Annotated in this window: 20 protein-coding genes; 8 read left to right on the top strand and 12 right to left on the bottom strand. The window is 63.1% G+C overall.

Annotated features, from left to right (window positions below):
* Nucleotides 1-213 precede the first annotated feature (213 nt).
* From ACY4LX_RS13380 to ACY4LX_RS13350, 7 genes are all read right to left on the bottom strand, one after another.
* The gene (locus ACY4LX_RS13380) at nt 214-1161 is read right to left on the bottom strand and encodes a peptidylprolyl isomerase (protein ID WP_463260171.1); all 948 of its coding nucleotides are present in this window, start codon (nt 1159-1161) and stop codon (nt 214-216) included.
* Between the two features lie 15 nt (nt 1162-1176).
* Nucleotides 1177-2718, bottom strand: a complete 1542-nt coding sequence (locus tag ACY4LX_RS13375; RefSeq protein ID WP_463260170.1) for a cytochrome c/ABC transporter substrate-binding protein — start codon at nt 2716-2718, stop codon at nt 1177-1179.
* A gap of 9 nt (nt 2719-2727) precedes the next feature.
* Nucleotides 2728-3348 (bottom strand): SCO family protein, encoded by a 621-nt coding sequence (locus ACY4LX_RS13370; protein ID WP_463260169.1) that lies wholly within the window; start codon nt 3346-3348, stop codon nt 2728-2730.
* Nucleotides 3345-3998, bottom strand: coding sequence for an SCO family protein (locus tag ACY4LX_RS13365; protein WP_427629040.1), 654 nt, complete (start codon nt 3996-3998; stop codon nt 3345-3347). Before ACY4LX_RS13365 ends, ACY4LX_RS13370 begins: the two co-directional genes overlap by 4 nt.
* Nucleotide 3999: 1 nt before the next feature.
* Nucleotides 4000-5964, bottom strand: a complete 1965-nt coding sequence (locus ACY4LX_RS13360) for a YncE family protein (RefSeq protein ID WP_463260168.1) — start codon at nt 5962-5964, stop codon at nt 4000-4002.
* Between the two features lie 623 nt (nt 5965-6587).
* A complete protein-coding gene (gene mnxG, locus ACY4LX_RS13355; protein ID WP_463260167.1) occupies nt 6588-12389 on the bottom strand; it encodes a manganese-oxidizing multicopper oxidase MnxG in 5802 nt (1933 codons plus the stop codon).
* Nucleotides 12390-12594: 205 nt separating this feature from the next.
* Nucleotides 12595-13203: a lytic transglycosylase domain-containing protein gene (locus ACY4LX_RS13350; protein WP_149658717.1), complete on the bottom strand. Its 609-nt coding sequence runs from the start codon at nt 13201-13203 to the stop codon at nt 12595-12597.
* Between the two features lie 197 nt (nt 13204-13400).
* Here ACY4LX_RS13350 and gspG point away from each other — a divergent pair, with 197 nt between their 5' ends.
* From gspG to ACY4LX_RS13320, 6 genes are all read left to right on the top strand, one after another.
* A complete protein-coding gene (gspG, locus tag ACY4LX_RS13345) occupies nt 13401-13835 on the top strand; it encodes a type II secretion system major pseudopilin GspG (protein WP_149658718.1) in 435 nt (144 codons plus the stop codon).
* A gap of 14 nt (nt 13836-13849) precedes the next feature.
* Nucleotides 13850-15037 carry a type II secretion system F family protein gene (locus ACY4LX_RS13340; protein ID WP_463260166.1) on the top strand — a complete coding sequence of 396 codons (1188 nt, stop codon included), beginning with the start codon at nt 13850-13852 and terminating at the stop codon, nt 15035-15037.
* A gap of 105 nt (nt 15038-15142) precedes the next feature.
* The gene (locus tag ACY4LX_RS13335; protein WP_463260165.1) at nt 15143-15847 is read left to right on the top strand and encodes a hypothetical protein; all 705 of its coding nucleotides are present in this window, start codon (nt 15143-15145) and stop codon (nt 15845-15847) included.
* Between the two features lie 521 nt (nt 15848-16368).
* Entirely contained in the window at nt 16369-16746 is a 378-nt protein-coding gene (locus ACY4LX_RS13330; protein WP_463260164.1) for a hypothetical protein, read from the top strand.
* The gene (locus tag ACY4LX_RS13325; protein ID WP_463260163.1) at nt 16743-17027 is read left to right on the top strand and encodes a DUF3077 domain-containing protein; all 285 of its coding nucleotides are present in this window, start codon (nt 16743-16745) and stop codon (nt 17025-17027) included. Before ACY4LX_RS13330 ends, ACY4LX_RS13325 begins: the two co-directional genes overlap by 4 nt.
* Nucleotides 17024-17290: a short-chain dehydrogenase gene (locus ACY4LX_RS13320; RefSeq protein ID WP_149661451.1), complete on the top strand. Its 267-nt coding sequence runs from the start codon at nt 17024-17026 to the stop codon at nt 17288-17290. The genes ACY4LX_RS13325 and ACY4LX_RS13320 overlap by 4 nt, the downstream gene beginning before the upstream one ends.
* Before the next feature lie 209 nt (nt 17291-17499).
* Here the strand turns inward: ACY4LX_RS13320 and ACY4LX_RS13315 are convergent, their stop codons facing one another.
* Complete coding sequence (locus tag ACY4LX_RS13315) at nt 17500-18396, bottom strand: LysR family transcriptional regulator (RefSeq protein WP_123406581.1); 897 nt, start codon at nt 18394-18396, stop codon at nt 17500-17502.
* 147 nt (nt 18397-18543) lie between these two features.
* Between ACY4LX_RS13315 and ACY4LX_RS13310 the strand changes: the two genes are divergently transcribed.
* Both ACY4LX_RS13310 and ACY4LX_RS13305 read left to right on the top strand, forming a co-directional pair.
* Entirely contained in the window at nt 18544-19563 is a 1020-nt protein-coding gene (locus tag ACY4LX_RS13310) for an alpha/beta hydrolase (RefSeq protein ID WP_463260162.1), read from the top strand.
* 226 nt (nt 19564-19789) lie between these two features.
* Nucleotides 19790-21217, top strand: coding sequence for a mechanosensitive ion channel domain-containing protein (locus tag ACY4LX_RS13305; protein ID WP_463260161.1), 1428 nt, complete (start codon nt 19790-19792; stop codon nt 21215-21217).
* 195 nt (nt 21218-21412) lie between these two features.
* On the opposite strand, the gene ycaC is transcribed toward ACY4LX_RS13305, so the two are convergent.
* The 4 genes from ycaC to ACY4LX_RS13285 form a co-directional block, all read right to left on the bottom strand.
* Complete coding sequence (gene ycaC, locus ACY4LX_RS13300; protein ID WP_123406586.1) at nt 21413-22039, bottom strand: isochorismate family cysteine hydrolase YcaC; 627 nt, start codon at nt 22037-22039, stop codon at nt 21413-21415.
* A gap of 70 nt (nt 22040-22109) precedes the next feature.
* Complete coding sequence (locus tag ACY4LX_RS13295) at nt 22110-23948, bottom strand: amidohydrolase (RefSeq protein WP_463260160.1); 1839 nt, start codon at nt 23946-23948, stop codon at nt 22110-22112.
* The gene (locus ACY4LX_RS13290) at nt 23948-24556 is read right to left on the bottom strand and encodes an antibiotic biosynthesis monooxygenase (protein WP_463260159.1); all 609 of its coding nucleotides are present in this window, start codon (nt 24554-24556) and stop codon (nt 23948-23950) included. Before ACY4LX_RS13290 ends, ACY4LX_RS13295 begins: the two co-directional genes overlap by 1 nt.
* Nucleotides 24549-24965, bottom strand: a complete 417-nt coding sequence (locus ACY4LX_RS13285; protein ID WP_463260158.1) for a DoxX family protein — start codon at nt 24963-24965, stop codon at nt 24549-24551. Before ACY4LX_RS13285 ends, ACY4LX_RS13290 begins: the two co-directional genes overlap by 8 nt.
* Nucleotides 24966-25407: the final 442 nt, after the last annotated feature.

The following is a 25407-nucleotide window of genomic DNA, read 5'->3' as shown; positions in this document are numbered from 1 at the left end:
CCTTGAAACCGCAGGTCCGAGTACCGAGCCTGGTGGAGTGTGTGCCTTACAAGGGCTAACGCACACTTCATGCCAGGCCAAGCGCCGGGATTAGTATCTCTTCATGTCCTTGAATTTGAAGACAATGCCATATCGTCCAGAATCCCCTCCCCCCAAAGCCGGGGAAGCGCATGGATTGGCATTGAAGCTTTTCCCCAGTATTGGGGGGAAGGTTCAATCATCGTCAATCCGCTCGATTCGATTGCTGGATCGCAGTTGCGCCAGAACGTCTCGACGAGCCTGGGCCTTTTGCTGTCGGGCAAGGTACACCCGGACTGTTGCAAGCCCCTGCTCCTCTGTGACATCGGTCGCCTCCTGGTGGTTCTGTAAATAGATCAAATGCCAGCCGACCGGTGTTCGCACCGGTTCACTGACCTGCCCCGGCTTCAGGGCGAACGCCGCCGCTTCGAATGCCGGCATCATGCGCCCACGTGCGAAATAGCCCAAGTCCCCGCCAGCGCTGGCCGAAGCGTCTTCGGAACCGCTGCGGGCGACGCTGGCGAAGTCTGCGCCTTGGGCGATTTGCACACGCATCTCCTCTAAGCGTAGTCGCGCGGCTTCGACTGTGGCGGCATCCGCGTCCTGGGGCACCTTGATCAGGATGTGCCGGGCCTGGATCTGCTCGGGGCTGCTCATCTCGGCGCGGTGCTGTTCAAAAAAGGCCCTGACTTGCTGTTCGTCCGGCTCCGCCACGCGGGTGAGGTCGGCGAATACCTCTTGGGCGGCCAGTTCGCGGCGGGTGTATTCGGCAAAACCGGCCTCGTCGAAACCGGCGTCTTGCAGTTTGCGGGCGAACACCTCGGCGCCACCGATGGCCTGACGGGTCAGCGCCACTTGGCTTTGCACCGTGACATCGCTGATCACCACCCCGCGCTTGACCGCTTCCTGCCACAGCAATTCCTTGTCGATCAGCGCATCGAGGGCGGCCTGACGCAATTGTTTGTAGGCCTTGGGATTGCGAATGCTGGCCACGGCCCGGCCCTGGTCCTCCAGGAATTCGGCGAAATAGCGCTCCAGGCGAAACTCGGAAATCTCCGCGCCATTGACCCGCGCGGCGGCCGGCTCGTTATTGCTCAAGGCCACGGGCACCCAAAGCATCAGCAGCAACAGTAGCGTCTTCATGATCGAAGCCTCCCATCAGGGTGTGACGGCAATGGGTTTATAGGGCGCGACCAGATAAAAGCGTTGGTCGGTCAGGTCCACGGTGACGATATGCGCGCCGCTCAGGCCCAGGCGGCGGCCGGGGCCGAAGCTGATCCGCGGGGTCAGCCCGGTGTCGAAGTCGTGCAGGCCTTCGAGGGCGCTGATGAGTTTTTCGCGGCTGGCATCGCGCCCGGCCTGCTTCATGCCTTCGCTGAACAGCAGCATCGAACTGAACGCGCCCACTTGCAGCACCGCATGTTCAGCGCCAAGGCCCTGATGCTCGCGCAACATCGTCAGGGCCGTGCGCCCGGACTGAGTCCAGTCGCTGGGCACGAAGGGATAGGCGAGGAACACCCGCCGGGAAAATCCGCCGGGCACCTGCAGCAAATCCCCCGCCACCTGATTCGAGGCGGCGAACAGGTAAGGCACCTGCCCCGCCGTCTGCAAGCGCTCGGCCAGGTGCGTGAAGCCGCCGCTGCTGCCCAGGTAAAACACCGAGCGCGAGCCCAGCGGCAATTCGTCCTGGGCCGAGTCGTAGGCTTGCAGCCGCACCTCCTGCCAGTTGTGAGCCTGCAAATACTGGCCGAGGCTTTGCGCCGCCAGGCGTTGGCCCGGGTCCTGCGGGTAGACAATCAGCGTCGGCCCCGGCAGCACTCGCAGGCTGTCGGTGGCGTAGTCGGCCAGGGCGATCAGTTGCTCGCGCAAGCCTGGCAGCGGTTCGAAAATCTGCCGACTGGCCTGGGCCGTGCCCAGCAGCGACTGCGGGCCGATCAGCGGCACACCGGCGCGTTCCAGACGAGCGGCCAGTTCCGCGTCCAGCGCCGGGACCAACGGCGCAATCAGGGCGAACACCTGCTCTTGCTCGATCAACCGATCCAGGGCCTGCTCGGCGCTGGCGCGGTCCGGACCGGGATCAAGGATGGTCAGGCGCAACGTCCGGCCATGAATCCCCCCCGCCTCGTTGATCCGCGCCACGCTGCCCTGGAGCACCGCCGCCACCGTCGCGCCCTCCTCACTCAAGGGGCCCTGGCTCGGCAACAAGGTGCCCAGGTGCAGGCTGTCGGGGCTCAGGCCCGGATCGCGGTCTTCGCCCAGGCGCTTGAGGTAAGCGCTGAGATCCCGTTGATCCTTCATCGACAGCACGAACCGCGGCATGGCCGGGTCGAGCTGATTGTTGCCGGGGTCGCGCCCTTCCTGAATCGCCCGGGCCAGCGTGCCTTCGGTGTAGGCCGGATAATCGCGGCCGTTAATCTGCTGCTGACCATAGCGGCTGCTGAGCCGCGACCAGTTCAGGTCCGGCGGCCGCACTCCGCCCTCCGCTCGCCCCTGGCCGTCGGCGCCGTGGCAATTGGCGCACGGCAGGCTGCTGGCCGGCAGCACAATGTCCGCCGCGCCGACCCGCGCCATCACCGGTTCACCACTGCCCGATAACCCCTCGCGGTACAGGCGCTTGCCCGCACTTTCACTGGGGTTCAGCGGCAAGGCGCTGGAACTCAGGCTGAGGCTGGCGAGAACGATCAGGAGGGCAATGTTCATGGCCCGGACTCAGCGACCGACCACGGGCATTGTCAGCAACTGCAAGCGCTGGGCAATGGCGGCGGCCGGGGCATCGGGACGGATCTTGCTCCAGCGTTTGTTGGCCACGTCACCGACGATCAGTTGCGTGGAATGCTGCTCGGGGGTCGGCACGATCTGGCCGATGCGCCCCAATACCAGATCCATTTGCGCCTTGTCGCCGGTTAAAAAAAGCCAGTGGGGGCCATCGACGCCCTGCTTCAAGGTGTAAGCCTTGAGGACCGCGGGGGTGTCCCGCAGCGGATCACTGGTAAGGGAAATGAAGGTGATGCCGTCGGCCTTGTCGCCCAGCACTTCGCGCACTTCCTTGAGCTTGCGGGTGATCAGCGGGCAGGCATCGGTGCAACGGGTGAAAATCACGTTGAGCAGCACCACGCGGTTTTGCAGGGCATCGCTGTAGAAGCGCAGGGTGTTGCCGTTCTGGTCCTGCAATGGCGTGTCGGTGAACCAGGTTTTGGCATCGCGGGTGCCGGTGGCCGGTGCGGCGGCGGCCACGGTCGGCGTCGGTGCTTCGTGCTGTTCGTGGGAAAACGCCAGAAAGCTGATCACGCAAAAGCACATGGTCAGGAAGATCAGGATCAGGGCTTTCATGGCTGAGTCTCCATGGCGATCGCGGTGTGTTTGGCGTGGGCATTGCGTTGGCCGCTGAGTTTTTCCACTTCACGGGTCAACACCGTCGGGTCGGTGAAGCCGTAATAGCGGGTCCAGTGGCGGCTGTTGCCGTCGCCGACCATGATCAGCGGCGCGTGATTCTTGAAGTCACCGCTGAAGGTGCCGAGGCCCTTGAGGGTTTCGGTCACCGATTGCGGGGTGCCGGTGAGCCAGCTCCAGCCCGGGCCGTTCTGGAAACTGCGGGCGTATTCGTTCAAGCGTTTGGGGTCATCGCGCTGGGGATCGATGCTGATCGACACCAACTGCACCTCTTTGCCGACCCGGGCACCCAGTTGCTTTTGCACCTTGCCCATGATCGACGACACCACCGGGCACACCGTGGTGCAACTGGTGTAGATGAAGCCCATCACCACGATCTTGTTGGTCACCAGGTCTTTTTCCAGGCGTACCGGCTTGCCGTTCTGGTCCACCAGCGCGACGTCGGCGAATTTCACCTGGGCGCTTTCCTGGGTCTTGGCCGGCGGCGCATTGTGCCCGGCGTGTTCATCCGCCGAGTGCGCCAGGGCCTGGCCGATGCCGGTGGCCAACAGGCAGAACGTTAACAAGCCACGGTGTGCGAATCGGTTCATGTCAGTTTCCTCTTCGGTGAGCATCGCCGGGCAGGACCCGGACGCTGGCAAAGGTCTTGTCATCGAAACTCGCGCCCAGGGACGCCGCGCGGACATGCAGGTACCAGGCGCCGCTCTGGTCGAGGGTCACCGGCGCTTCATACACGCCGTCGCCGACATCCAGCGCCGCGACTTCCTGGGCCCGGGATGTCGGGGCGCGGAAGTAGCGCACCTGCACGTCCTTGACCCCGCTGCGTTGGGTTTTCCCGGGGCCTTCAACGATGCGAAACCGCACGACATACGGGTCGCCCACTTTCGCGGTGTACTTATCGAGCAGGAATTCCACCTTCGGCACGCCCGGGTGTTGGGCCAGGTTTTTGTCCGGTTCTACCAATGCGGTGAAGCAATGAATGATGTTCGGTTGGTTGAGCAGGAACGCCACATCGAAACGCCCCGCCGCTGGCAGCTTGATCCGTGCGCTGTACAGCCCCGGTTCGACCTCGCGCAAACTGCGGTCGATGACCATCGCCGCCCGCGCCACTTGCCCGCGATTGGGGTAGCCGGACATCGGTGCGTTCATGCCTTCGGCGTAGAAGTAGGTGGTGTTGTCCACCGGGTTGACCACGAACACCGCGTTGTCGTCCCGAGACACCGCCAGGCTCGACGCCAGGGGTAAATCACCGGCCAGGCGTGGCGCCTGGGGCCCGGCTTCGAATCCCTGGCTGATCGGCGTGCGACCTTCGCCCAGAGACGCGAGGTTGATCATCGTCACCTTGGCCGAGGCCAGTCCGCGCACGTAGGCATAGGCCTTGGTGAACACTACTTGGTAGGGTTCGGCGGAGACGTCGATGGAATGAATGCGCGCATTGGTGGCGGCGTCGATCACCTCGACGCGGTTTTCCAGGGTATTGAGCACCACGCCAAAGCGGCCGTCGGCGCTGAAACCCATCGGGCCCAGGCCCTGGCTCAACTTGATCACCCGCCGCACCGCCAGGCTGCTGGTATCGACCACGGTCACGGTGCCGTCCTGGCCATCGGCGACGTACACCGCTTGAGACAGCGGCGAGTACGCCACCGACAACGGGTGCGCACCGGTCTTGAGCTGTTGGACGATGGTCAGGCTGGCGATGTCGATGAGGCTCAGGGTGCCGTCGTCGCGGTTGGTGACGAAGGCATGGCGGCTGTCCTTGCTGAAAGCGATTTCGTGGTGGCCACGGCCGGTGGCGAGGTGTTTGAGGGTTTTGAGGCTGCGGCTGTCGATCACCGTGACCCCGGACTGTTCGGCCTGTTGCGCATTGTTGCCGACCCACAGCAAACGTTCGTCCGGTTGCAGCGCGACGCGCACCGGGTTGCTGCCAGCGGCGACCGAGTCGATCTGTTTGAATTGCTCACTGTCGAGCACGGCCACTTCCCCGGCCGTCGGCATCGAGATGAACACGCGTTTGTTGTCTTTGGTGGTGACCCAGTCCATCGGCGGTTGCTTGAGATCGATCCGGGCCATGGTGCTGGTGATGCCGCCGACCGACACGGAAGGATCGACCACTGAAACGCTGGCATCGCGGCTCATCACCAGCAGGAAGTAGCTGTTCAGGTCCAGCAGGGGCCGCGCGTTGATACTGGATTTAAGGAACACCCCGACCCGGGATTTGCAGCTCTGTTCACGGCCCTGGGCCTGGTCGGCAGCAACGGTTTCCGGGTCGAGCCAGGCGCCGGGGTTCACCCCCGACAGCGGCTGCCCCGAGCTGCTGTCGCTGACCCGGAACTGCACGTCGGCAAAACCGCCTTCGCGCAAGACGCCGTCCTCGGCCAGTGGTCGTACCTTGAAGTCCACCGCCACCCCGTCACGGGCCAGTGTCTGGCCGCTCCAGGTGTCGGGTAACGCGACCTCGCTGAGCAGCGTCGGCGGCGCCGTGCGCCAGATACCCAGCCACAGCAGCACCGCCGCGACAACCAGCGCACACCCGGCGACTCTTATTGTTCTGTTCATACCGCCTCTCCCTTACCCATCCACCACACCACACCCCTGTAGGAGCGAGGCTTGCCCGCGAAAGCGTCATCCGCCACACCGCCAAAACCACGTCGATCCCTTACCTGTAGGAGCGAGGCTTGCCCGCGAAGGCGTCATCCGCCACACCGCCAAAACCACGTCCATCCCTTACCTGTAGGAGCGAGGCTTGCCCGCGAAGGCGCCATCCGCCACACCACCAAACCCACGTCCATCCCTTACCTGTAGGAGCGAGGCTTGCCCGCGAAAGCGTCATCCGCCACACCGCCAAAACCACGTCGATCCCTTACCTGTAGGAGCGAGGCTTGCCCGCGAAAGCGTCATCCGCCACACCGCCAAAACCACGTCGATCCCTTACCTGTAGGAGCGAGGCTTGCCCGCGAAGGCGTCATCCGCCACACCGCCAAACCCACGTCCATCCCTTACCTGTAGGAGCGAGGCTTGCCCGCGAAGGCGTCATCCGCCACACCACCAAACCCACGTCCATCCCTTACCTGTAGGAGCGAGGCTTGCCCGCGAAGGCGTCATCCGCCACACCGCCAAAACCGAGTCGTCCCCATCGCGGGCAAGCCTTGCTCCTACAGCGATGGCTTCATCCGCCACACCTACGGAGCCGGCGCCGGTTCAGGCTCATTGGTCACCCGCAACAATCCCCACAACCCGGCGGTGTTGCCATAGGCGGCGTAGTCGCGGAACAGGTAGTCGCCCGGTATCGCATTGCTGCCCCCGGCGCTCGGGTGCATGAAGCTGAAGTGCGCCGCCGGCAGGATGCTTTCGTGGGCGCCGATGTACATCGACATCGGGTTGTAACCGAACCGCACCGAACCCACCCCGGGTGTGCTCATCGGATAGCCTCCGGTGTCGCTCTTCTCCGACTGGAACGGGTTGACCGACCACACATGCCCATCGAGCTGGAAGGTCGAGCCACGGCTGCCACCGGTCGGCATCAGGATGTGCGTGCGGAACGGTTGCCCCGGTTTGGCATACAGCACCGGTGTCTGTGGATCGCCCCCCACCAGCGCATTGCTATAGGCCATGTGCGCGTTGGGCACGTCGCCGTAACCGTTGCCATCGGCGTGACCGAACGGCGCGTCCGGCGCCAGGCCGAAGCGGTACCACATCGGCTCGGTCTTGTAGTTGATCGCCATGCTCGAGTTGTCCTGGGGATCGGTCGGCACACCCGCTTCCGAGGCAATGCCTTCCACCGGCCGGCCATTGGCCCAACGCATGTTGAGTGCCTTCTGCCAGACCATCGCAAAGTCGCGGTAGGTGGTTTGCCCTGGCGCAGTGACCGTCGCATTCACCTTGCGCGCGTCCTCGACCCAGGTCGCACCGATCGGCAGGATGCTCATCGCGCCACCGAGGCCTTTTTGTGGCTGCTTGATCACGTCCGCCGGGGTGAAATTCAAGCCGCCGAACTCCACCGCCGTGGCGTTGATGTTGTCGACGCTGCGCCCCAGTTGCGAGATCGGCTTGCCTTCGCGCTCCAGGTGCCCGGCGTAGTACTGATAGGTACGGGTCGGGTACGGACCGGTATTGCCCACACGTGGCGGCACGGTCTGGATCGGGTTGGCGCCCACGTTGGTGCCGTCGGATTTGGTGATGTCATACGCGAGTAATTGCGCATGCAGACCCACCGTGCTGGATGGCCGCATCAGGTTGTTGCTGAAGGTCGTCGAGCCTTCGCCACCATTGCGATCACGCTTGACCATCCCCATCACCGAGGCCGTCTGGGTCAGGTCCGGCATCACGCTGGGCAGACGGTTTTCCAGGGTGATGTTGATGCAGTCTCCGGCCGCCGCGCGCAGCACCAGCGGTTCGACAGGCACACCGGGTTTCAACTTACCGGTGACCGGATCGAGGTCAGCCTTGCGCACGTAGAGGATCGCCGTCGGATCATGCAACGGACCGCTTTGCCCGCCGATGGTGAAGGTCGTCCCGTCCTCAGGGTCGTTCACCGTGACTTGCGGAATGCTCACGGCCCGCGAGTTGTACACCAAGGTGCCACCCGCCGGATTCAACGGCCCGCCGACGTGTTGTCCGAGCCCCGCCGGGTCGGCCATGGACAGGTTCAGCGGGTTGCCGAGGATGTCGTTGGCCAGCGCCGCGACCACTTCATAGTTGCGCTGCACGGTGGGCCGGGTGCCGATGCCATTGGGGTTGGCGCCAATCCGTGGGCAAGTCCCATCGAAGGCCACGGTGTTGCGCATGCCCGCCGGTTTCGGGTTGTTCGGCAGCGCGAACAGGTCGTTGCGCTGGGCCGTGTAGTTGCGCATCACGCCCCAGATTCCGCTCCAGTAACCTTCCAGGGACGCGTCCATCGAGTACAGATAATCCCCGGTGGTGGCCGCCGAACTGGAGAGCATCGACACCGGTGCAATAAAGCCCATCTGCTCGGAAATCCCGATCATCTGCGACGAGCGCCAGCCGGAGTTGGAGCTGTTGCCGAAACCCGAGCCGCTTTGCAGCCATTTCACGCCATGCAGGGTCACGTTGTGCTCTTCTTCGTGACCGCCGGCATGCACCCGCAGCCGCACGTTGTCACCGGTGTAGGTGCGCAGCATCGGGGTGAACGGGTCGCCTGGTTCGGCGCCGCCCTTGTTGATGTGCGGCGGGAACAGCGTGGTGCCGCCGGTAGGTCCGGTGGCCGCCGTCACCAGGTTCGGCGCCAGGTTCATTGCCGGGATCGCCCGATCAGTGCGGCTTTGCATGGCGTACGCAAGGTCGCCGCCGAGGCCGTCGGCCTGCATGCCGCGCTTGCCATCCGGGCCGACCTTGTTCGGGTCGTACACCCGCAGGGCCAGCGGTTCGTTGCGGTAATTGACCACGAACATCCCAGGATCATCCACCGAGATGGCTTGCGGGCAAGGTCGGCTTGGGCAACCGGGCGTCAGTCCACCGCGGGCTTCGACCACCTGCTCAAGCAGGGTCTCGGCTTCCTTGCGCACCGGAGGGTTGATCGCGTAGCGGAAGCTGTCCGCAGTGGCCGGGAACGCTTGTGGATTCGGCACACCATTGGGCCCGGCGCCCACGTACACGCCAGCTTCATAGGCGTGCTGGAAGTCGCTGTATTCGAGGAAGAACTCACGGAAGCTGTCGTTCTTGCCGTCGCCGTCCAGATCGCCCGTGGACACCACCGCTTGCCATGAAGTCGGCCCGCCATCCTGGCGCGCGCCGCTGTACAACGGCTCGCCGGTTTCGGCGTGGAACCAGGTGGAACCGGCCGGTTCCGCCAGCACGGTGGCGTACAAGCCAATCTGCTGGTGCGTCGATGGGCCGAGGTGGTCGTGGGTGAAAATCGTGCCCAGGCCACGGTCGACACCTTTGGCATTCACCACCGGGTCGACAAACCAGCGCTGCATCGCCGTGCGCGCGCCCATCCAGTCCGAGCGTCCATATTGGCCGAAGAACGGGTGCGCCTTGGCTTTCGGACACGCAGGCGTGCCGTCCCGTGGGTCGGTGCCTTCGCACTGGTTGAACTCGCGAATGGCGTGGATGCGTTCTTGCACGGCGCCGGGGGAAAGCACGCCGTCTTCGTAGTTCCAGCCGTTGGCCGAACCGTCGGCGGCGGTCAGGTCCCATTTGGGCAGGTGGATGTGCTGGCCGATCACGTCGGTCGGCGTGCGCACCTGATAGTCGTCCATCTCATAGGTGGCCGGCACCAGGTTGGTTTGCTGGTATTGCACGCAGTCGAAGGTGTTCATGCGCATCACCAAAGGCTCTGGCGGACGCTGCTTGGTGATTACCGGCCAGGCGTCTTCCCACAGGGCGAGGATGCGCGCTTGCGGGAAGTGGTAGCCGACCTTGTTGTACACCGCGTCGAACTGGATATTCGCGGCTTTGTAGATGCGCGGACGGTCAGCGGTGAAGGTCGAGGAACCGGTGAAGGACAGGCCGTCGACCCGCTCGCCGCTGTTGAATTCGCCGGTACCGGCGCTGGCGGTCAGGCGTTTTTGCCGGTCGTCCATGCACGGTTCGTAGTACGGCGCACCGGCGATCGGCAACGCGCCGTTGGTGCGGAACGCCTTGGCCACGATTTGATTACCGGGCAGCAGCGCGAAGCTTGGGTGATCCTTTTTCGCGTGGAAGGCCATGGCCGCCTGTTCGACTTCGGTGCCCTCCTCCGGCATGTAGATCGGTTTGGCCCGGGTCACTTCCTTGGAAAAATCCAGGGACGTGGTCACGGTGTGCGCAGTGCCGCCAGAGGAAAAGCCATCCAGGGAATGCCGGCCCAGACCACCGTCCCAACCGCCAGACTGCGCCGGGTCGAGGTTGGCCCACAGGGCTTTGCCACTGGTTTTCAAGGTTTGCGCCTTGGCGGCGTCAAGCATGTCCAGCGGTGGCGTTGGCGGACGTTGGCCGACCGAACTTTCCATGCCGCCGATCCAGAACGGATAGCCAGGGTTTTTCAGGCTGCCGTCGGCATTGCGATTGGCTTCGCTGCGATCCACCAGGGCCAGGGAGCCGATGGCTTGCGTGCCACCGCCCTGATGTTCACCGTCATCATCGTCATCATCAGCCACCAGGGTTTCGCCGATTTTCGGCACCACGGCGACCTTGCCCGGCATCGGCGCCATGGCCTTGCCTGGCAACGGCACAACCGCAGGGATCGGCGTGCCGGCGACAATCTCGCCATCGGGCAAGGCCCGCGCGCCCGCCGCCGGTTTACCGCTGCGCAAGGCATACGGCTCGCTGTGATAACCGTCGGCACCCTGCTGCGACACTTCGAGTTTGGTGCCTTCTTCGAACACATCATGCACCCGCCACATGCTCCACATGCCTTGGGCAAAGTGCGGGTAGAAGTGGCAGTGATAGATCGCATCGCCAGCCACGCGGTTGCGGTTGCCCGAGCCGCCGTTGGCGATTTCGTAGGTGTAGCCGGCGCCCGGGCCGATGCCCTGGGCGTCGACATAATCGGAGTTGTCGTCGTTGGGGTTGAACAGCCACTGGTGCCCGTGCAAGTGGAAGATGTGCTGCTCGTGACCGTTGTGGGTGTTGCGGAATTTGACGAAGTCACCGATGTAGCTGTGGTTGACGTTGGCCGGTTCGGACGGGTACAGCGCCATGGTCGCCTTGACCCCGACCTGATCGGCGCGGGGTGTTTCGCCAGGGCGAATGTTTTCCAGGCCGGCGTTGGCCGGCACATCCACCAGCATCGCTACATCGCCCACGGTGTGGGAACTGAGGAAGAATTCTTCATAGGCGCAGGACAGGCAATCGTGCATCGGCCCGACGCCCAGGCGGTTGGCCACCACCTCGGCGCCCATGCCGCCAGAGCCGTAGTTGATCATGAACGAGTCGCGGGTCGGTTCCAGCACGTGGGCCATCACCGGGTCCGCCCAATACGCCGGGAACGCTTGGGTGGCGGCGGTTTCGTCCTGGAACTGCGAGGCGAAATCGCGGAACGGCTCCAGCCGATTCGGAATCGCCGGGTTGCGTTTGCCGATGGCTTCCAGCGGATAGGTCGAGGGCGGGAAGCTGCCGTCGGCGTTGCTGCCCATCACGATCGCGTCGCTCTCGCTGGAAATGATTTCATTGCCATCGACCATGCTGATGATCGGCGTGCCGGCCTTGCCTTCACGGATCCACGGTTCGCGCTGCGGGTAGCGCGCCTGGTAATCGACAATCGGCTGACCGGCGGGCGTGCGGCCGGTGCTGGCCAGGCGCATTTCTTCTTCGGTGACGGTATTGCGATAAGTGCGGCCGCCCTTGGGCACCACCACTACTTCGCCGAACAATCCGTTGGCGACGTTACCCGCATCGCCTTCGCCGCCGAAAGTCGCACCGCGACTGCTGGCGGCAAACGCGCCTTCGCGCTCGGCGTACAAGGTATAGGAACGGCTGGCGCCAGGGGCGATCAAGGTGTTGGCGTTGCGCCCGGTGTAGGACGCGATGTCGTCGATGCTGTTGACCGCTTGCAGGCCGTTGACCTGGAAGCCGACGTGGCGGTCAGTGACTTGCTCATCGACTTTGAAGTTGCCTTCGTTGCCAATGGCTACTTCACCCTCGATTTCACCCACCTCCCCGCTTTCGTGACTGCCAGGGTTGGCCTGATAGGCCAGCAGGTTTTGCAGGTTGACGGTCAGGCAGTCACCGGCAGCAACCCGCAACACCAGCGGCCGTGGACGCTTGTCGGGGCGCAGCGAGACTTTGCCCGGCACCGCCGAACCACCCAGCGCCAGGGAGCGGTCATGGTCATCGACCACATCGCGGCGCAAGGCGAACATCATGCCGTTGGCGTTCTGTGCGCCGAGGCGGTTGAACATCAGCGGCTGGTCGAGCGCCACGACGTTGGCCACCAGATTGCGCTCGCAACGGACGGCCGCTTCGGCCATCTCGATGCCCAGCACCGACGCTGCCAGCAGCAGCCAACTTAACAAGGACGGAATGTGGTGTATGCCGGTCATGATCACGGGCCTCGCTGTGGGTGCTCACAGGAATAATTCTCGACAAGTCCGGTTGAGCAATCTGCATGCCATAAATTATTTGCTTGCATATCAATCTGTTAGAGAAACGAGTTGATAAGTAGGGGGATATTCCCCACCCATTCCCCACATTCCGGGCGTACCCGGTTTGCCCCACATTTGGGGCAACCTGCCCCATCACCGTCGATCACAACGGCGCATCCACGGCCAGGCCCTGCAAACGCCGGTACTGGCGCAACACGCTGGGCACATAACGCTGGGTTTCGGCGAACGGCGGGATCACCCCGCCTCGGCTGAGCACCGCTTGAGGTCCTGCGTTGTAGGCCGCGACGGCGAGGCTGATGTCGTTGTCGAACAGGGTCATCAAGCGCTTGAGGTAACGGGCGCCGCCCTGGATGTTGGCCTTGGGGTCGTAGACGTCGGTCACCCCCAGCTCGCGGGCGGTGTCGGGCATCAATTGCATCAGCCCGCCGGCGCCTTTGGCCGATGTCGCGTCGGCGTTATAGCGCGACTCTTCCCGGATCACTGCGTGCAGCAGCGCCGCCGGTAATTGATTGGCCGTGGCCGCCGCCGACACCAGCGCGGCGTAGGGCTGATTGGCGATCATCTGCGGTTGCTGATCCATGCTCAGCTGGGCGGATTCGGGCTCGTGAATCACCCGTTCATAGTGCCGTCCGGGGCGGTGGACATTGGACAGCACGTAGCTGCCCTTGGCATCCATGGAAACGAAGACATCGGCCTGGGCGACGCCGCTCAGCAGCAGCGCGCCGAGCAGTCCTGCGGTGAGAGTTTTCATGTTTCATACCTCCCCTGGCCGGCCCCGAAAAACGGGGCTTATGCCCCAATGGCCGGTAGTCAACCAGCCATACGCAAGCACTGTGCCGTCGGCGCCAAGGCCCGGATCACAAGGGGTTGAGCGGTATCTCCAAGCGTGAGCATGGCAATTGCATACGCCTTGATAGCGACCCTGCTGCCCACTGGATTGAGGTCATCATGAATCAGCGTCCGTGTTCCGCCCCGCGCCTTCAACGCGGGTTCACCTTGCTCGAATTGTTGGTGGTGTTGGTGGTGCTGGGGTTGTTGGCCGGCATCGTCGCGCCGAAGTATTTCGCCCAACTCGGGCGCTCGGAAGTGAAGGTCGCCAAGGCGCAGATCGAAGGCCTGAGCAAGGCACTGGATCTGTACCGGTTGGAGGTCGGTCACTACCCGTCCACCGAGCAGGGTTTGCAGGCGCTGGTGACCGCGCCGAGCGATGAAACCCGCTGGACCGGCCCTTACTTGCAGAAAAAACTGCCGATGGACCCATGGGGTCGCGCCTACACCTACCGCTACCCCGGTGAAAACAGCGAGTACGACTTGCTGTCGATGGGCAAGGACGGGCAACCCGGCGGCGAAGGCGAAAACGCTGAAGTCACTAACTGGCAATAAGCGGAGCAACGCCCATGCGCTTTTATCTCAAGGCCGTCGGCAAGGCGGGCGTGGTGTCGATGACCGTCGAAGCCCCCGGCCACAGCGAGGCCCGACGCATCGTCGAAGACCAGGGCTTGCGCGTGGTCAGTCTGCAAGCCGAACGACACTGGCGGGCCCTGCGCCTGAGCCAGCGCGAGACGTTCAACCTGGTGCTGTTCAGCCAGGAATTGACCACGCTGCTCAACGCCGGCCTGCCGCTGATCGATGCCCTGGAAAGCCTGGCGGAAAAAGAAACCGCGCCCCAGGCCCGCAAAACCCTGAGCGAACTGGTGCGCCTGCTGTACGAAGGCAAATCGTTTTCCCAGGCCCTGGGCCAGTTGTCGGCGGTGTTCCCGCCGCTGTACGTGGCGCTGGTGCAATCCAGCGAGAAGACCGGCGCGGTGGGCGAGGCGCTGGGCCGTTACGTCAGCTACCGCCAGCGCATGGACGAGGTGCGGCAGAAGATCGTCAGCGCCTCGATCTACCCGCTGCTGTTGTTGATCGTTGGTGGTGGCGTGGTGCTGTTTCTGATGGGCTACGTGGTGCCGCGCTTCAGCCTGGTGTTCGAAGGCCTGGGCTCGAACCTGCCGTGGATGTCGCAGATCCTGATGAGCAGCGGCATGTTCCTCCACGCCCATCAGCTGGAATTTTTCGGCACGCTCACGGCGATCATCGTCGCCCTCGCCTTCCTGCAACGGCAACCGGCCTTTCGTCGGGGCGTGGACCGTTTGATCGAAAAACTTCCGGCCGTTCATCAGCGAATCTTCATGTACGAACTGGCGCGCTTCTACCGTTCCCTGGGGATTCTGCTGCAAGGCGGCATCCCGCTCGTCACGGCAATGGGCATGGTCCGCGGCCTGCTCACCGTGGCCTCGCGCTCGCGCCTGGACCAGGCCTGCGAGCGGGTGCGCGAAGGCCAATCGTTGTCCACCGCGCTGGAACTCAACCACCTGGTGACCCCGGTGTCCCTGCGCCTGCTGCGCGCGGGCGAGCAGTCCGGCAACCTCGGGCAAATGATGGAACGCAGCGCCGACTTCTACGACGAAGAAATCAGCCGCTGGCTTGAGTGGTTCGTACGCTTGTTCGAACCGCTGCTGATGACCTTCATCGGCCTGCTGATCGGCGTCATCGTGATCCTGATGTACATGCCGATCTTCGAACTGGCTTCAAGCATTCACTAACCCCACTGAATAAATCCGCGCGTTGCAGTGTTCACCGATTGAATGAAGCAGCACGTTGCATTGTTCATCCACGTTCCAATCTGAAATAAGAAGACGGAGAACGACATGCACATCAACAAGCTTTTATTGGCAGTAGCGATAGGCGCGGTTTTGTCGGCGTCGACCATTTTGATTCCGGACAGCCTGTCCGGTGTATCGAGTGCACAAGCCAAGGAAGGCGGTAGCGGTGGTGGTGGTCATGGAGGCAGTGGCGGTGGTGGTGGCGGAAGTGGGGGCGGAAGTGGGGGCGGCGGCGGTAATGGCGGCGGCCACGGAGGAAGTGGTGGTGGCGGTAATGGTGGTGGCGGCGGCGGTGGGAATGGCGGCGGTGGTGGCAGCGGCAATGGTGGCGGTCACGGCGGCAGTGGCAGTGGCGGCAACGGTGGTGGCGGCAGTGGTGGCAGCAGCGGCAGCGGTCACAGCGGCAGCGACCACGGGTCAGGACACACCGGGGACGCGGCGTCCTCCGGGCGCAATGGCACACATGCCGAGCCGGGGGATGATCATGGGGTACACCGGGCGGGCGAAGTGGGCGATGACCACGGCGTGCATCGCGCCGGTGAAGTCGGCGATGACCATGGCGTCCATCGCGCGGGTGAAGTCGGCGACGACCATGGTGTCCATCGCGCGGGTGAAGTCGGCGATGACCACGGTGTCCATCGCGCCGGTCAAGTGGGTGACGACAACGGTGTCCATCGTGCCGGTCAAGTAGCCGATGACCGTGGCGTCCACGTCGGCGGCGAGCCGGGGGACGACAAACGGGTCAACTGATCCCCCCGAATCCCTGTAGGAGCGAAGCTTGCTCGCGAAGGCGATTTCACATTCAACAGGGATGTTGGCTGACACACCGCTTTCGCGGGCAAGCCTCGCTCCTACAGGGATCGGCGGTGAACACAGATGTTGTGTACGACGATCCCCCGTGTAGGAGCGAAGCTTGCTCGCGAAGGCGATTTCACATTCAACAGGGATGTTGGCTGACACACCGCTTTCGCGGGCAAGCCTCGCTCCTACAGGGATCGGCGGTGAACACAGATGTTGTGTACGACGATCCCCCGTGTAGGAGCGAAGCTTGCTCGCGAAGGCGATTTCACATTCAACAGGGATGTTGGCTGACACACCGCTTTCGCGGGCAAGCCTCGCTCCTACAGGGATCGGCGGTGAACACAGATGTTGTGTACGACGATCCCCCGTGTAGGAGCGAAGCTTGCTCGCGAAGGCGATTTCACATTCAACAGGGATGTTGGCTGACACACCGCTTTCGCGGGCAAGCCTCGCTCCTACAAGGTGGGGTAATGAGACAGATCTATTTGGTTTTTTGGGCCGCTGCGCCGCCCTACGGGGTGGTGCGGCATTCCGACAAGCCCCCTCACCACAAAAATGAGTGGTGGCACGTCAGGAAGAGGCCTACAGACATCGCAGATGTTTCGGGCTTTTTGGCGGTTGACTGCCCTGACCTCTCTCCCTATCCTCGCGCCCGTCACGACTCATTCGTGATCGGGTTTGACGGCTCGGCTTTTATCCAGGACCTTGCGCGGCTTTATGGCAGCTGTGCGTGGGGCACTTTCGAGTGCGCCGGGTTCCTGGACCGGTCCGTCAACCTGCGTACAGTTGCCACCTATTCGTTTGACGGCGATGACGTGGCAACTCCATTTTTCAGGAGATGCACATGACCCACGCAACCACAAAATCCACCCCCTTCGCCCCCTGCGATCACACCGACCACCACCTCTTCGCCGTACAACCCGACATCCCCCTGCTCGATGCCCTGGAACACGCCTCAATCTTCCTCAGCGGCGCCGAAGCCCTCGCCCACCAAGCCCCCAACGCCACCCGCCCGGAACATATCGCGACCCTGCGCTGGGCCAGCAAGCACCTGCTCGATACTGCCCGTTCGCTGGTACAAGCCTCGATCGATGGTTTGCTCGCCGCGCAAGCGGGAGGTGAGGCATGAATCCGCATATGCCGATGACCAGCAATGAATCCGACACCCCGGTGTTGCTGGTGGCCACGCAGGCGCCGTTGGACGTTTTGCACTGCCAGGCCGCCGCGCGGTTTCTGGCGGGGACGCAGATGATGGAGAGCCTGGCCAGCCTCGATATCAGCCAGGCCAAGGGCGCCGATGTGCAGCAATTGGCGCTGGCGGCGGCGCTGTTGTTGCGCGATGGGTGTGATGTGATGGATGTGTTGGGGCGGCGGATTCGGGCTCGGGTGTAATTGCCGGGTTTGAGGCCAGCCGTTAGGGCCTCTTCGCGGGCAAGCCTCGCTCCTACACGGGGGATCGTCGTACACAACATCTGTGTTCACCGCCGATCCCTGTAGGAGCGAGGCTTGCCCGCGAAGGCGGCGTGTCAGCCAACATCCTTGTTGAATGTGAAACCGCTTTCGCGAGCAAGCTTCGCTCCTACAGGGGCATGGGCCCGGCGTTATAACGTGCCCTCTCGCTGGTCCAGCCTTTCGCGCAAAAACTCGATAAACGCCTGCACCGGCCGCGAGCCTTGGCGATGCTGCGGGTACACCGCCGACAACGTCAGCGGCTCCGGCCGGAAATCCTCCAGCACCGGCACCAACCGCCCGTCCTTCAGCGCCGCGCCGACAATAAACGTCGGCAGGTAGGTAATCCCCATCCCCGCAATCGCCGCGTCCTTGAGCAATTCCCCGTTGTTGACCCGCATCCGCCCGGTGACATTGACGGTCAGCGGTTTGCCTTGCCCTTCGAACCGCCATTGCACCTGGCGCCCGTGGCCATACGGCAGGCAGTCATGGCTCAGCAGGTCTTCCGGTTTAACCGGGGTGCCGCGTTCGGCGAGGTAGGCCGGGCTGGCGCAGTACACCCGCTGGATCGAGGCGATGCGGCGGGCGATGAGGGTCGAGTCTTCCAGCACGCCGATGCGCAGCGCCAGGTCGTAGCCTTCGCCGAGCAGGTCCACCGGGCGGTCGCTGAGGTCGACTTCCACGGTGACGTCGCGGTAGCGCTGCAAAAATACCGGCAGCAAACAACCCAGGTGCGCCAATGCAAACGACAGCGGCGCGCTCAGGCGAATGGTGCCGCGGGGTTCGGTGGTCTGGCCGGCGATGCCCTGCTCCACTTGCTCGACTTCGCTGAGCAGGCGCAGGGCGGATTCGTAGTAGCTCTGGCCCAGGGGCGTGACGTCCAGGCGTCGGGTCGAGCGATTGAGCAGGCGCACGCCGAGGCGTTCCTCCAATTGCATCAAGCGGCGGCTGACGAATTGCTTGGACAGGCCCAGTTGATCGGCGGCGGCGGTGAAGCTGCCGGAGTCCATCACCTGGCAAAAAATACGCATATCTTCGAACGGGTTCATTGTCACGCCCTGGTTGACAGTCAAACACTTTATAGCCGCTTTTTCCGATTCTGGCACCCCATTAATCTGTGTCCACGGTGCAGCGACAGCCGCTGCTCCGGAACCCGAACCCGCATTCGAATACACAAATTAAAAAGGATTTACGCCATGAACCTCGTCAAAAAGACCCTGACCGCTTCCCTCCTCGCCCTCGCCGTTGGCAACGCTTTCGCCGCTGGCAGCCCTGGCGTTGAACACACCACCCAGGCCTTCCTCGAAGCCCTCGCCGCTGGCGGTGGCAAACCCCTCGAACAACTGAGCCCCAAAGACGCCCGGGCGGTGCTGACCGGTGCGCAGAACTCGGTAAAAGTGGACTTGTCGGGTGTGGACGTCAGCGAGCGCGCGATCAAGGTCGGCGAGCAAAGCATCAACCTGAAGATCGTCCGCCCGGCCAAGGTCAAGGGTGAGTTGCCGGTGTTCATGTTCTTCCACGGTGGCGGCTGGGTGTTGGGCGACTACCCGACGCACCAACGCTTGATCCATGACCTGGTGGTGGGCTCCGGCGCGGTGGCGGTGTATGTCGATTACACGCCATCCCCGGAAGCGCAGTACCCGACTGCGATCAACCAGGCTTACGCCGCGACCCGTTGGGTGGCTGAGCATGGCAAGGAGATCGGCGTCGATGGCAAGCGCCTGGCGGTGGCCGGCAACAGCGTCGGCGGCAACATGGCGGCGGTCGTGGCGATGATGGCCAAGGAACAGAAAACCCCGGCGCTGCGCTTCCAGCTGTTGATGTGGCCGGTAACGAACGCGCAGTTCGATAGCGGTTCGTACCAGCAATTTGCCGAAGGGCACTTCCTGACCAAGGGCATGATGAATTGGTTCTGGGACAACTACACCCAGGACGCCGGCCAGCGCGCACAGATCCACGCCTCGCCGTTGCAGGCCAGCGCCGAACAGCTCAAAGGCTTGCCTGCTGCGCTGGTGCAAACCGCCGAGTTCGACGTGTTGCGTGATGAAGGCGAGGCCTATGCCCGTCACCTGGATGCGGCCGGTGTGCCAGTGACGGCGGTGCGTTACAACGGGATGATTCATGACTTCGGGCTGTTGAATCCGCTGAGCCAGATTCCTGAGGTGAAAGCAGCGGTGCGGCAGGCGGCGTTGGAATTGAAGACGCATCTGAACTGAGTTGTCCTGACTCGCCACACTGCAATGTGTGGCGAGTCTGCTTTTGTGGCGAGGGAGCTTGCTCCCGCTGGAGGGCGAAGCACTCCCAAAAATGGGTGCTGACCGAGAAGATTTGGGGTCTGCTGCGCAGCCCAGCGGGAGCAAGCTCCCTCGCCACAAGCAAGCCCCCTCGCCACAGTTATCACTCAGCACAAAACCGCCCCAACCCGTCGTCCGGAGTTCTCCCATGTCCCTCATCTACGACCACCCCCTGTCCTGGAGTGCCCTGTTGCTGGTGATCGACGCCCTGCTCTGGCACCTCTCGCCACTGCAGCACCGTGTCACCCGCATCGGCCTGCGCCTTGGGCTGTTCCTGATCTTCAGCGCGGTGATCATCAACGCCGGCGTCAGCCCGTTGCAGGCGCCGATCTTTGCCGATGACCGCGTGGCGCAACTCGGGGCCACGGCGTTGGGGATCGTCTGGTGGCTGTACGCCGCGCGGGTGCTGACCGAGGTGATCGGCCTGGTGCTGATGCGCCGCATCGGTCACAGCGGGCGGTTGTTGCAGGATGTCATTGGCGCACTGGTGTTTCTGGTGGCCATCGTCGCGGCGGCGGGTTATGTGCTGGAGCTGCCGGTCAAAGGCCTGCTGGCGACCTCCGGGGTGGTGGCGATCGTGGTCGGCCTGGCGCTGCAAAGCACCTTGAGCGATGTGTTTTCCGGGATCGTGTTGAACACCACCAAGCCGTATCAGGTGGACGATTTTGTGGTGATCGACGGGGTGGAAGGCAAGGTGCTGGACATCGACTGGCGCGCCACGCATCTGCTCACCAGCGCCGGAACCACGGCGGTGGTGCCGAACTCGGTGGCGGCCAAGGCGAAGATCGTCAACCTGAGCCGGCCGAGCAACATGCACGGGGTGTCGATCAGCATCCAGGTGCCCAACCATATTCGCCCGCGTCGGGTGCTGGATGCGCTGGATCGCACGCTTCAGGGCAGCAGCACGCTGTTGCTGAATCCGGCGCCGAAAGCGGTGTTGAAAGAGGCTGGCGAAACCATGTCCGAGTACGTGGCCAGCGGTTTTATCGCCGAGTTGGGCAAGAAGGCTGAGGTGCGCAATCAACTGTTCGACCTGGCCCATCGGCACCTGGAAGCGGCGGGTATTTCCCGGCAGCTCGATGGCGTGATCGAACCTTCAACCCGGGCCAGGGCGTTGCTGGATGAAGTGAAAATCTTTCGCTCACTGAGCGAGGATGAACGCGATCGACTGGCCCAGGCGATGGTGCCCCAGCAGTACGCGGCGGGTCAGGTGGTGCTTGAACTCAATGAAGTGCCGGACAGCCTGTTCGTCATTGCCACGGGTGTGGTCAGCGCCACCGTACCCGATGGAACCGGGCACACCGAAGCCGGGCGCATGGGGCCGAGCGAAGTCATGGGTGAACAGAGCATCCTCACGGACACACCGTCCCAGGCCAGCTTCACGGCGTTGACGTCGTGCATCATTTACCGGATCGACAAATCCCTGACTCGCGATTGCATGGCGCAACGGGGCGAGGTTGGACGGGCGTTGAATAAATTGCAGACGGTGCGCCAGCAGAACAGTCGGTTGGCGTTGATGGCCGTGCCGGTGCCGGTCAAGAAGGGAGGGTTTCTGGGGTGGCTGCAAAACCGCTGATCCACCCCGCTTTTGTGGGGGGAGTGGCTTTTGTGGCGAGGGGGCTTGCCCCCGTTGGAGCGCGAAGCGGTACCCGCAATGGAGAGTGCTGCGCACGCTAACGGGGGCAAGCCCCCTCGCCACAGAGACCGCGCTCGCCTTAAACCGTAAGCAAGAAAATGCCCGCGCAATGGCGGGCATTTTTTACGGTGTGGCTTATTTGGCAGTCAACGCCGAATAGCTGTTCATCAAGTTGCGATAGTTCGGGATACGCGGCGACAGCAGGTTGGCCAGGCCTTCCATGTCGTTGCGCCAGTCGCCTTGCAGCTCGCAAGCCACGGAGAACCAGTTGACCAGTTGTGCACCGGCCGCCGTCATGCGCGCCCAGGCGGCTTGTTGCACGGTTTCGTTGAAGGTGCCGGACGCATCGGTGACCACGAACACTTCAAAGCCTTCAGCCAGGGCCGACAAGGTTGGGAACGTCACGCAGACGTCCGTCACCACACCGGCAATGATCAACTGCTTGCGGCCAGTCGCTTTGACGGCTTTGACGAAGTCTTCGTTGTCCCAGGCGTTGATCTGGCCTGGACGCGGAATGTACGGCGCGTCCGGGAACAGTTCTTTCAACTCCGGCACCATCGGGCCGTTCGGGCCGCTTTCGAAGCTGGTGGTGAGGATGGTCGGCAGTTTGAAGAACTTGGCCAGGTCCGCGAGGGCCAGCACGTTGTTCTTGAATTCGTTGGGCGAGAAATCCTGCACCAGCGAGATCAGGCCGGTCTGGTGGTCAACCAACAGTACAACGGCGTCGTCTTTGTTCAGGCGTTTGTACGGAACGTTGCTCATGTGAAACTCCTCGGTAGTGGGATGGTGCTGTGGGCGCCGGCACGTTGGGCCGGCGCTTTTTTATGTGCATTTAGAAAGCAAAACACGAGCAGCCAAAGGCGCCCCAGAAGCCGGCGAAATCGCTGACTGGCGCATTCGACAGACGCGCCTTTTCGTGGCTGTGGGCGTGCACGCCACACGGCCCGCTGCAATGGTGAACCTGGGCCTGCATCGGCGAGGTCGGCCGCCAGTGGCCCGGGACTTTCACCACCGGCGACCAGTCCGGCAACACCGGTACGCTGGCCGGCCCGAGTTTTTCGAAGTCACCGGCGGCGTACACCACTTTGCCGCCGACCACGGTCAACACGGACTCGATCCACTTGATCGCTTCCTCGTCCACGCTGAAGAAGTCAGCGCTCAGGGCCGCGACATCCGCCAGTTGCCCGACCTTGATCTGGCCTTTCTTGCCCTGTTCGGAGGAGAACCAGGCGCTGCCATGGGTGAACAGTTCCAGCGCGGTCAGCCGCGACAGGCCTTCGGCGTGCAACTCCAGACCGCCCACGGTGCGGCCGCTGACCATCCAGTACAGCGAGGTCCAAGGATTGTAGCTGGACACCCGCGTGGCATCGGTGCCGGCGCCGACCGGTACGCCTTCGGCCAACATGCGCTTGATTGGCGGTGTGGCTTCGGCGGCTTTGGCGCCGTAGCGTTCGACGAAATACTCGCCCTGGAACGCCATGCGGTCCTGAATCGCAATGCCACCGCCCAGCGCCCTCACCCGCTCGATGTTCTGCGGGGTGATGGTTTCGGCGTGATCGAAAAACCACGGCAAACCGTTGAACGGGATGTCGCAATTGACCTTCTCGAACACGTCGAGCATGCGGCTGATGGATTCGTTGTACGTGGCGTGCAGACGGAACGGCCAGCGCTGTTCCACCAAGTGGCGCACCACCGGCTCCAACTCGGCTTCCATGGTTTGTGGCAAGTCCGGGCGTGGTTCGAGGAAGTCCTCGAAATCCGCCGCCGAGAACACCAGCATCTCGCCGGCGCCGTTGTGCCGCAGGTAGTCGTCGCCCTGGTGCAGGGTCACGCTCGACGTCCAGTTCTTGAAGTCGCTGAGTTCTTCTTTCGGCTTCTGCGTAAACAGGTTGTAGGCAATGCGGATGGTCAGTTGCTGGTCCTTGGCCAACTGCTCGATCACTTGGTAATCGTCCGGGTAATTCTGGAAACCGCCGCCGGCATCGATGGCGCTGGTCAGGCCCAGGCGATTGAGTTCGCGCATGAACTGACGGGTCGAATTGACCTGATATTCCAGTGGCAGCTTCGGTCCTTTGGCCAGGGTCGAGTAGAGAATCATCGCGTTGGGACGCGCCACCAGCATGCCGGTCGGATTGCCATTGGCATCGCGGACGATTTCACCACCCGGTGGGTTCGGGGTATCGCGGGTGTAACCGGCAACACGCAGGGCGGCGCGGTTGAGCAAGGCGCGGTCGTACAGGTGCAGCACGAACACCGGGGTGTCCGGCGCGGCCTGGTTGAGTTCTTCCAGGGTCGGCATGCGTTTTTCGGCGAACTGGAATTCGTTCCAGCCACCGACGACGCGCACCCATTGCGGGGTGGGTGTGCGGTCGGCCTGGTCCTTGAGCATGCGCAGGGCATCGACCAGCGACGGCACGCCTTCCCAACGCAGTTCGAGGTTGTAGTTCAGACCGCCACGGATCAGGTGCAAGTGCGAGTCGTTGAGGCCGGGGATGACGCAGCGGCCCTTGAGGTCGATGACTTGGGTGCCCGAGCCGCGCAAGGCCATGGCCTCGGCGTCGGTGCCGACCGCGACAAAGCGCCCGTCCTTGATCGCCACGGCGCTGGCCAGCGGGTTTTCGCGGTCAACGGTATGGAATTGGCCATTGAATAGAATCAGATCGGCGTTCATCACGTTTCCTTAGGCTGTGTGGAATGGGACAACCAAGGCGCGAACAATCGGGTCGCCCTGGGCATGAACAGGTACACCACCGACACCACGATGGTCACGGTGATCAGGAACGTGGCGACCACGTAATTGGACAGCATCGGGTGCAGCTTGAGCAGCGGCCCCCAGAGCATTGGCACCAGCAAGGTGTGCGGCAGAATCACCAGCAACGTGACCACCGCCTGCTTCCAGCGCGGCGGCGGTGGCGACGCGGCATCGACCGTGGGTGCGAACCAGAATTCGTTGACCGGGTTGACTTCGGTCTGGTCGCCGTCGGCCAGCATTGGCGTGGCCTGGTTGACCAGCTCAAGACGTTGCGGCGAATCGAGCCAGTGTTGCATCGCCTCGGTGGAGCAAAAACGCAGCACGCAGGTGTACATGTCGAGGCCCGCGTTTTTGCCGCGCATCACGTCCACGCCGAGGTGCCCTTCCTGCTGCCCGGCAATCGTCACGATATTGCGCAACCAGGCTTCGTAGGGCACCTCGAAACCGGCCTTGACCCGGTGTTTGATGATCAGGGTCACGATCTCATCGAAACCCGGTTTTGCAGCGGCGTGGATGGCGTCAGGCATAACGTAGAACTCCGGCGAATCGATCATTGAGCGCCAGCCGTCCCGGCCCGGCGATAAGGATGCTGGTGAACACAATCATCAGCAGCCAGCCGAACTGCCCTTCAAACAGGCTCCATTGCGGATGCACGACCACCAACGCCACCAGCAGCAGAAACAGAATAGGCAAACACGCCAACCGCACCAGCACCCCGGCGACGATCAGCAGCGGGCACAGCACTTCGGCGAAAATCGCCAGGATCAGGGTGAGATTGGCGCCGAGGTGAAACGGGTCTTCGATCTGTTGGAGTTGCGCGCTGTAGTCCAGCAACTTGGGCAGACCATGCACCCACAACAGAAACAAGCCGCCGCTGACCCGCAGAAACAGCAACCCCAAGTCCCGAGCCCGTTCGTCCCATGCCGATGCGTTCATGGCCTGTGCACCCCCTTGAGAAATCACCGGCATGGCTTCGCCGGCACTTGGTCTGATAGTGCCGGGGTCAGGTTTTGGAAAATTGGATGTACGTGCTCTTTTTGCGCGCAGGCTCAAACACCGATCCTTGTAGGAGCAAAGCTTGCTCGCGAAAGGGGTGTGTCAGTCAATATTGATGGCGACTGACACTCCGTCTTCGCGAGCAAGCTTCGCTCCTACAGGGGATCTCGTTTGATCGTTCCCACGCTCCGCGTGGGAATGCAGCCCGGGACGCTCCGCGTTCCATCCAGCGCCGAACGCAGAGCGTCCGTGGAGGCATTCCCACGCAGGAGCGTGGGAATGATCGAGTCTGCAGGGTGCCGGGGCCGGGATGTTGAGCGGTTTGAAGATCGTTCCCACGCTCCGCGTGGGAATGCAGCCCGGGACGCTCCGCGTTCCATCC

It is taken from the genome of Pseudomonas sp. Emmai (assembly GCF_055179735.1).
The sequence above is the reverse complement of the archived record's forward strand: the minus strand, read 5'-3'. Positions and strand labels throughout refer to the sequence as shown.

Bases quoted from the DNA above. Each gene is read 5' to 3' on its own strand.
- ACY4LX_RS13380 (WP_463260171.1), bottom strand. From the start codon at position 1,161: ATGAAGACGCTACTGTTGCTGCTGATGCTTTGGGTGCCCGTGGCCTTG.
- ACY4LX_RS13375 (WP_463260170.1), bottom strand. From the start codon at position 2,718: ATGAACATTGCCCTCCTGATCGTTCTCGCCAGCCTCAGCCTGAGTTCC.
- ACY4LX_RS13370 (WP_463260169.1), bottom strand. From the start codon at position 3,348: ATGAAAGCCCTGATCCTGATCTTCCTGACCATGTGCTTTTGCGTGATC.
- ACY4LX_RS13365 (WP_427629040.1), bottom strand. From the start codon at position 3,998: ATGAACCGATTCGCACACCGTGGCTTGTTAACGTTCTGCCTGTTGGCC.
- ACY4LX_RS13360 (WP_463260168.1), bottom strand. From the start codon at position 5,964: ATGAACAGAACAATAAGAGTCGCCGGGTGTGCGCTGGTTGTCGCGGCG.
- mnxG (WP_463260167.1), bottom strand. From the start codon at position 12,389: ATGACCGGCATACACCACATTCCGTCCTTGTTAAGTTGGCTGCTGCTG.
- ACY4LX_RS13350 (WP_149658717.1), bottom strand. From the start codon at position 13,203: ATGAAAACTCTCACCGCAGGACTGCTCGGCGCGCTGCTGCTGAGCGGC.
- gspG (WP_149658718.1), top strand. From the start codon at position 13,401: ATGAATCAGCGTCCGTGTTCCGCCCCGCGCCTTCAACGCGGGTTCACC.
- ACY4LX_RS13340 (WP_463260166.1), top strand. From the start codon at position 13,850: ATGCGCTTTTATCTCAAGGCCGTCGGCAAGGCGGGCGTGGTGTCGATG.
- ACY4LX_RS13335 (WP_463260165.1), top strand. From the start codon at position 15,143: ATGCACATCAACAAGCTTTTATTGGCAGTAGCGATAGGCGCGGTTTTG.
- ACY4LX_RS13330 (WP_463260164.1), top strand. From the start codon at position 16,369: ATGAGACAGATCTATTTGGTTTTTTGGGCCGCTGCGCCGCCCTACGGG.
- ACY4LX_RS13325 (WP_463260163.1), top strand. From the start codon at position 16,743: ATGACCCACGCAACCACAAAATCCACCCCCTTCGCCCCCTGCGATCAC.
- ACY4LX_RS13320 (WP_149661451.1), top strand. From the start codon at position 17,024: ATGAATCCGCATATGCCGATGACCAGCAATGAATCCGACACCCCGGTG.
- ACY4LX_RS13315 (WP_123406581.1), bottom strand. From the start codon at position 18,396: ATGAACCCGTTCGAAGATATGCGTATTTTTTGCCAGGTGATGGACTCC.
- ACY4LX_RS13310 (WP_463260162.1), top strand. From the start codon at position 18,544: ATGAACCTCGTCAAAAAGACCCTGACCGCTTCCCTCCTCGCCCTCGCC.
- ACY4LX_RS13305 (WP_463260161.1), top strand. From the start codon at position 19,790: ATGTCCCTCATCTACGACCACCCCCTGTCCTGGAGTGCCCTGTTGCTG.
- ycaC (WP_123406586.1), bottom strand. From the start codon at position 22,039: ATGAGCAACGTTCCGTACAAACGCCTGAACAAAGACGACGCCGTTGTA.
- ACY4LX_RS13295 (WP_463260160.1), bottom strand. From the start codon at position 23,948: ATGAACGCCGATCTGATTCTATTCAATGGCCAATTCCATACCGTTGAC.
- ACY4LX_RS13290 (WP_463260159.1), bottom strand. From the start codon at position 24,556: ATGCCTGACGCCATCCACGCCGCTGCAAAACCGGGTTTCGATGAGATC.
- ACY4LX_RS13285 (WP_463260158.1), bottom strand. From the start codon at position 24,965: ATGAACGCATCGGCATGGGACGAACGGGCTCGGGACTTGGGGTTGCTG.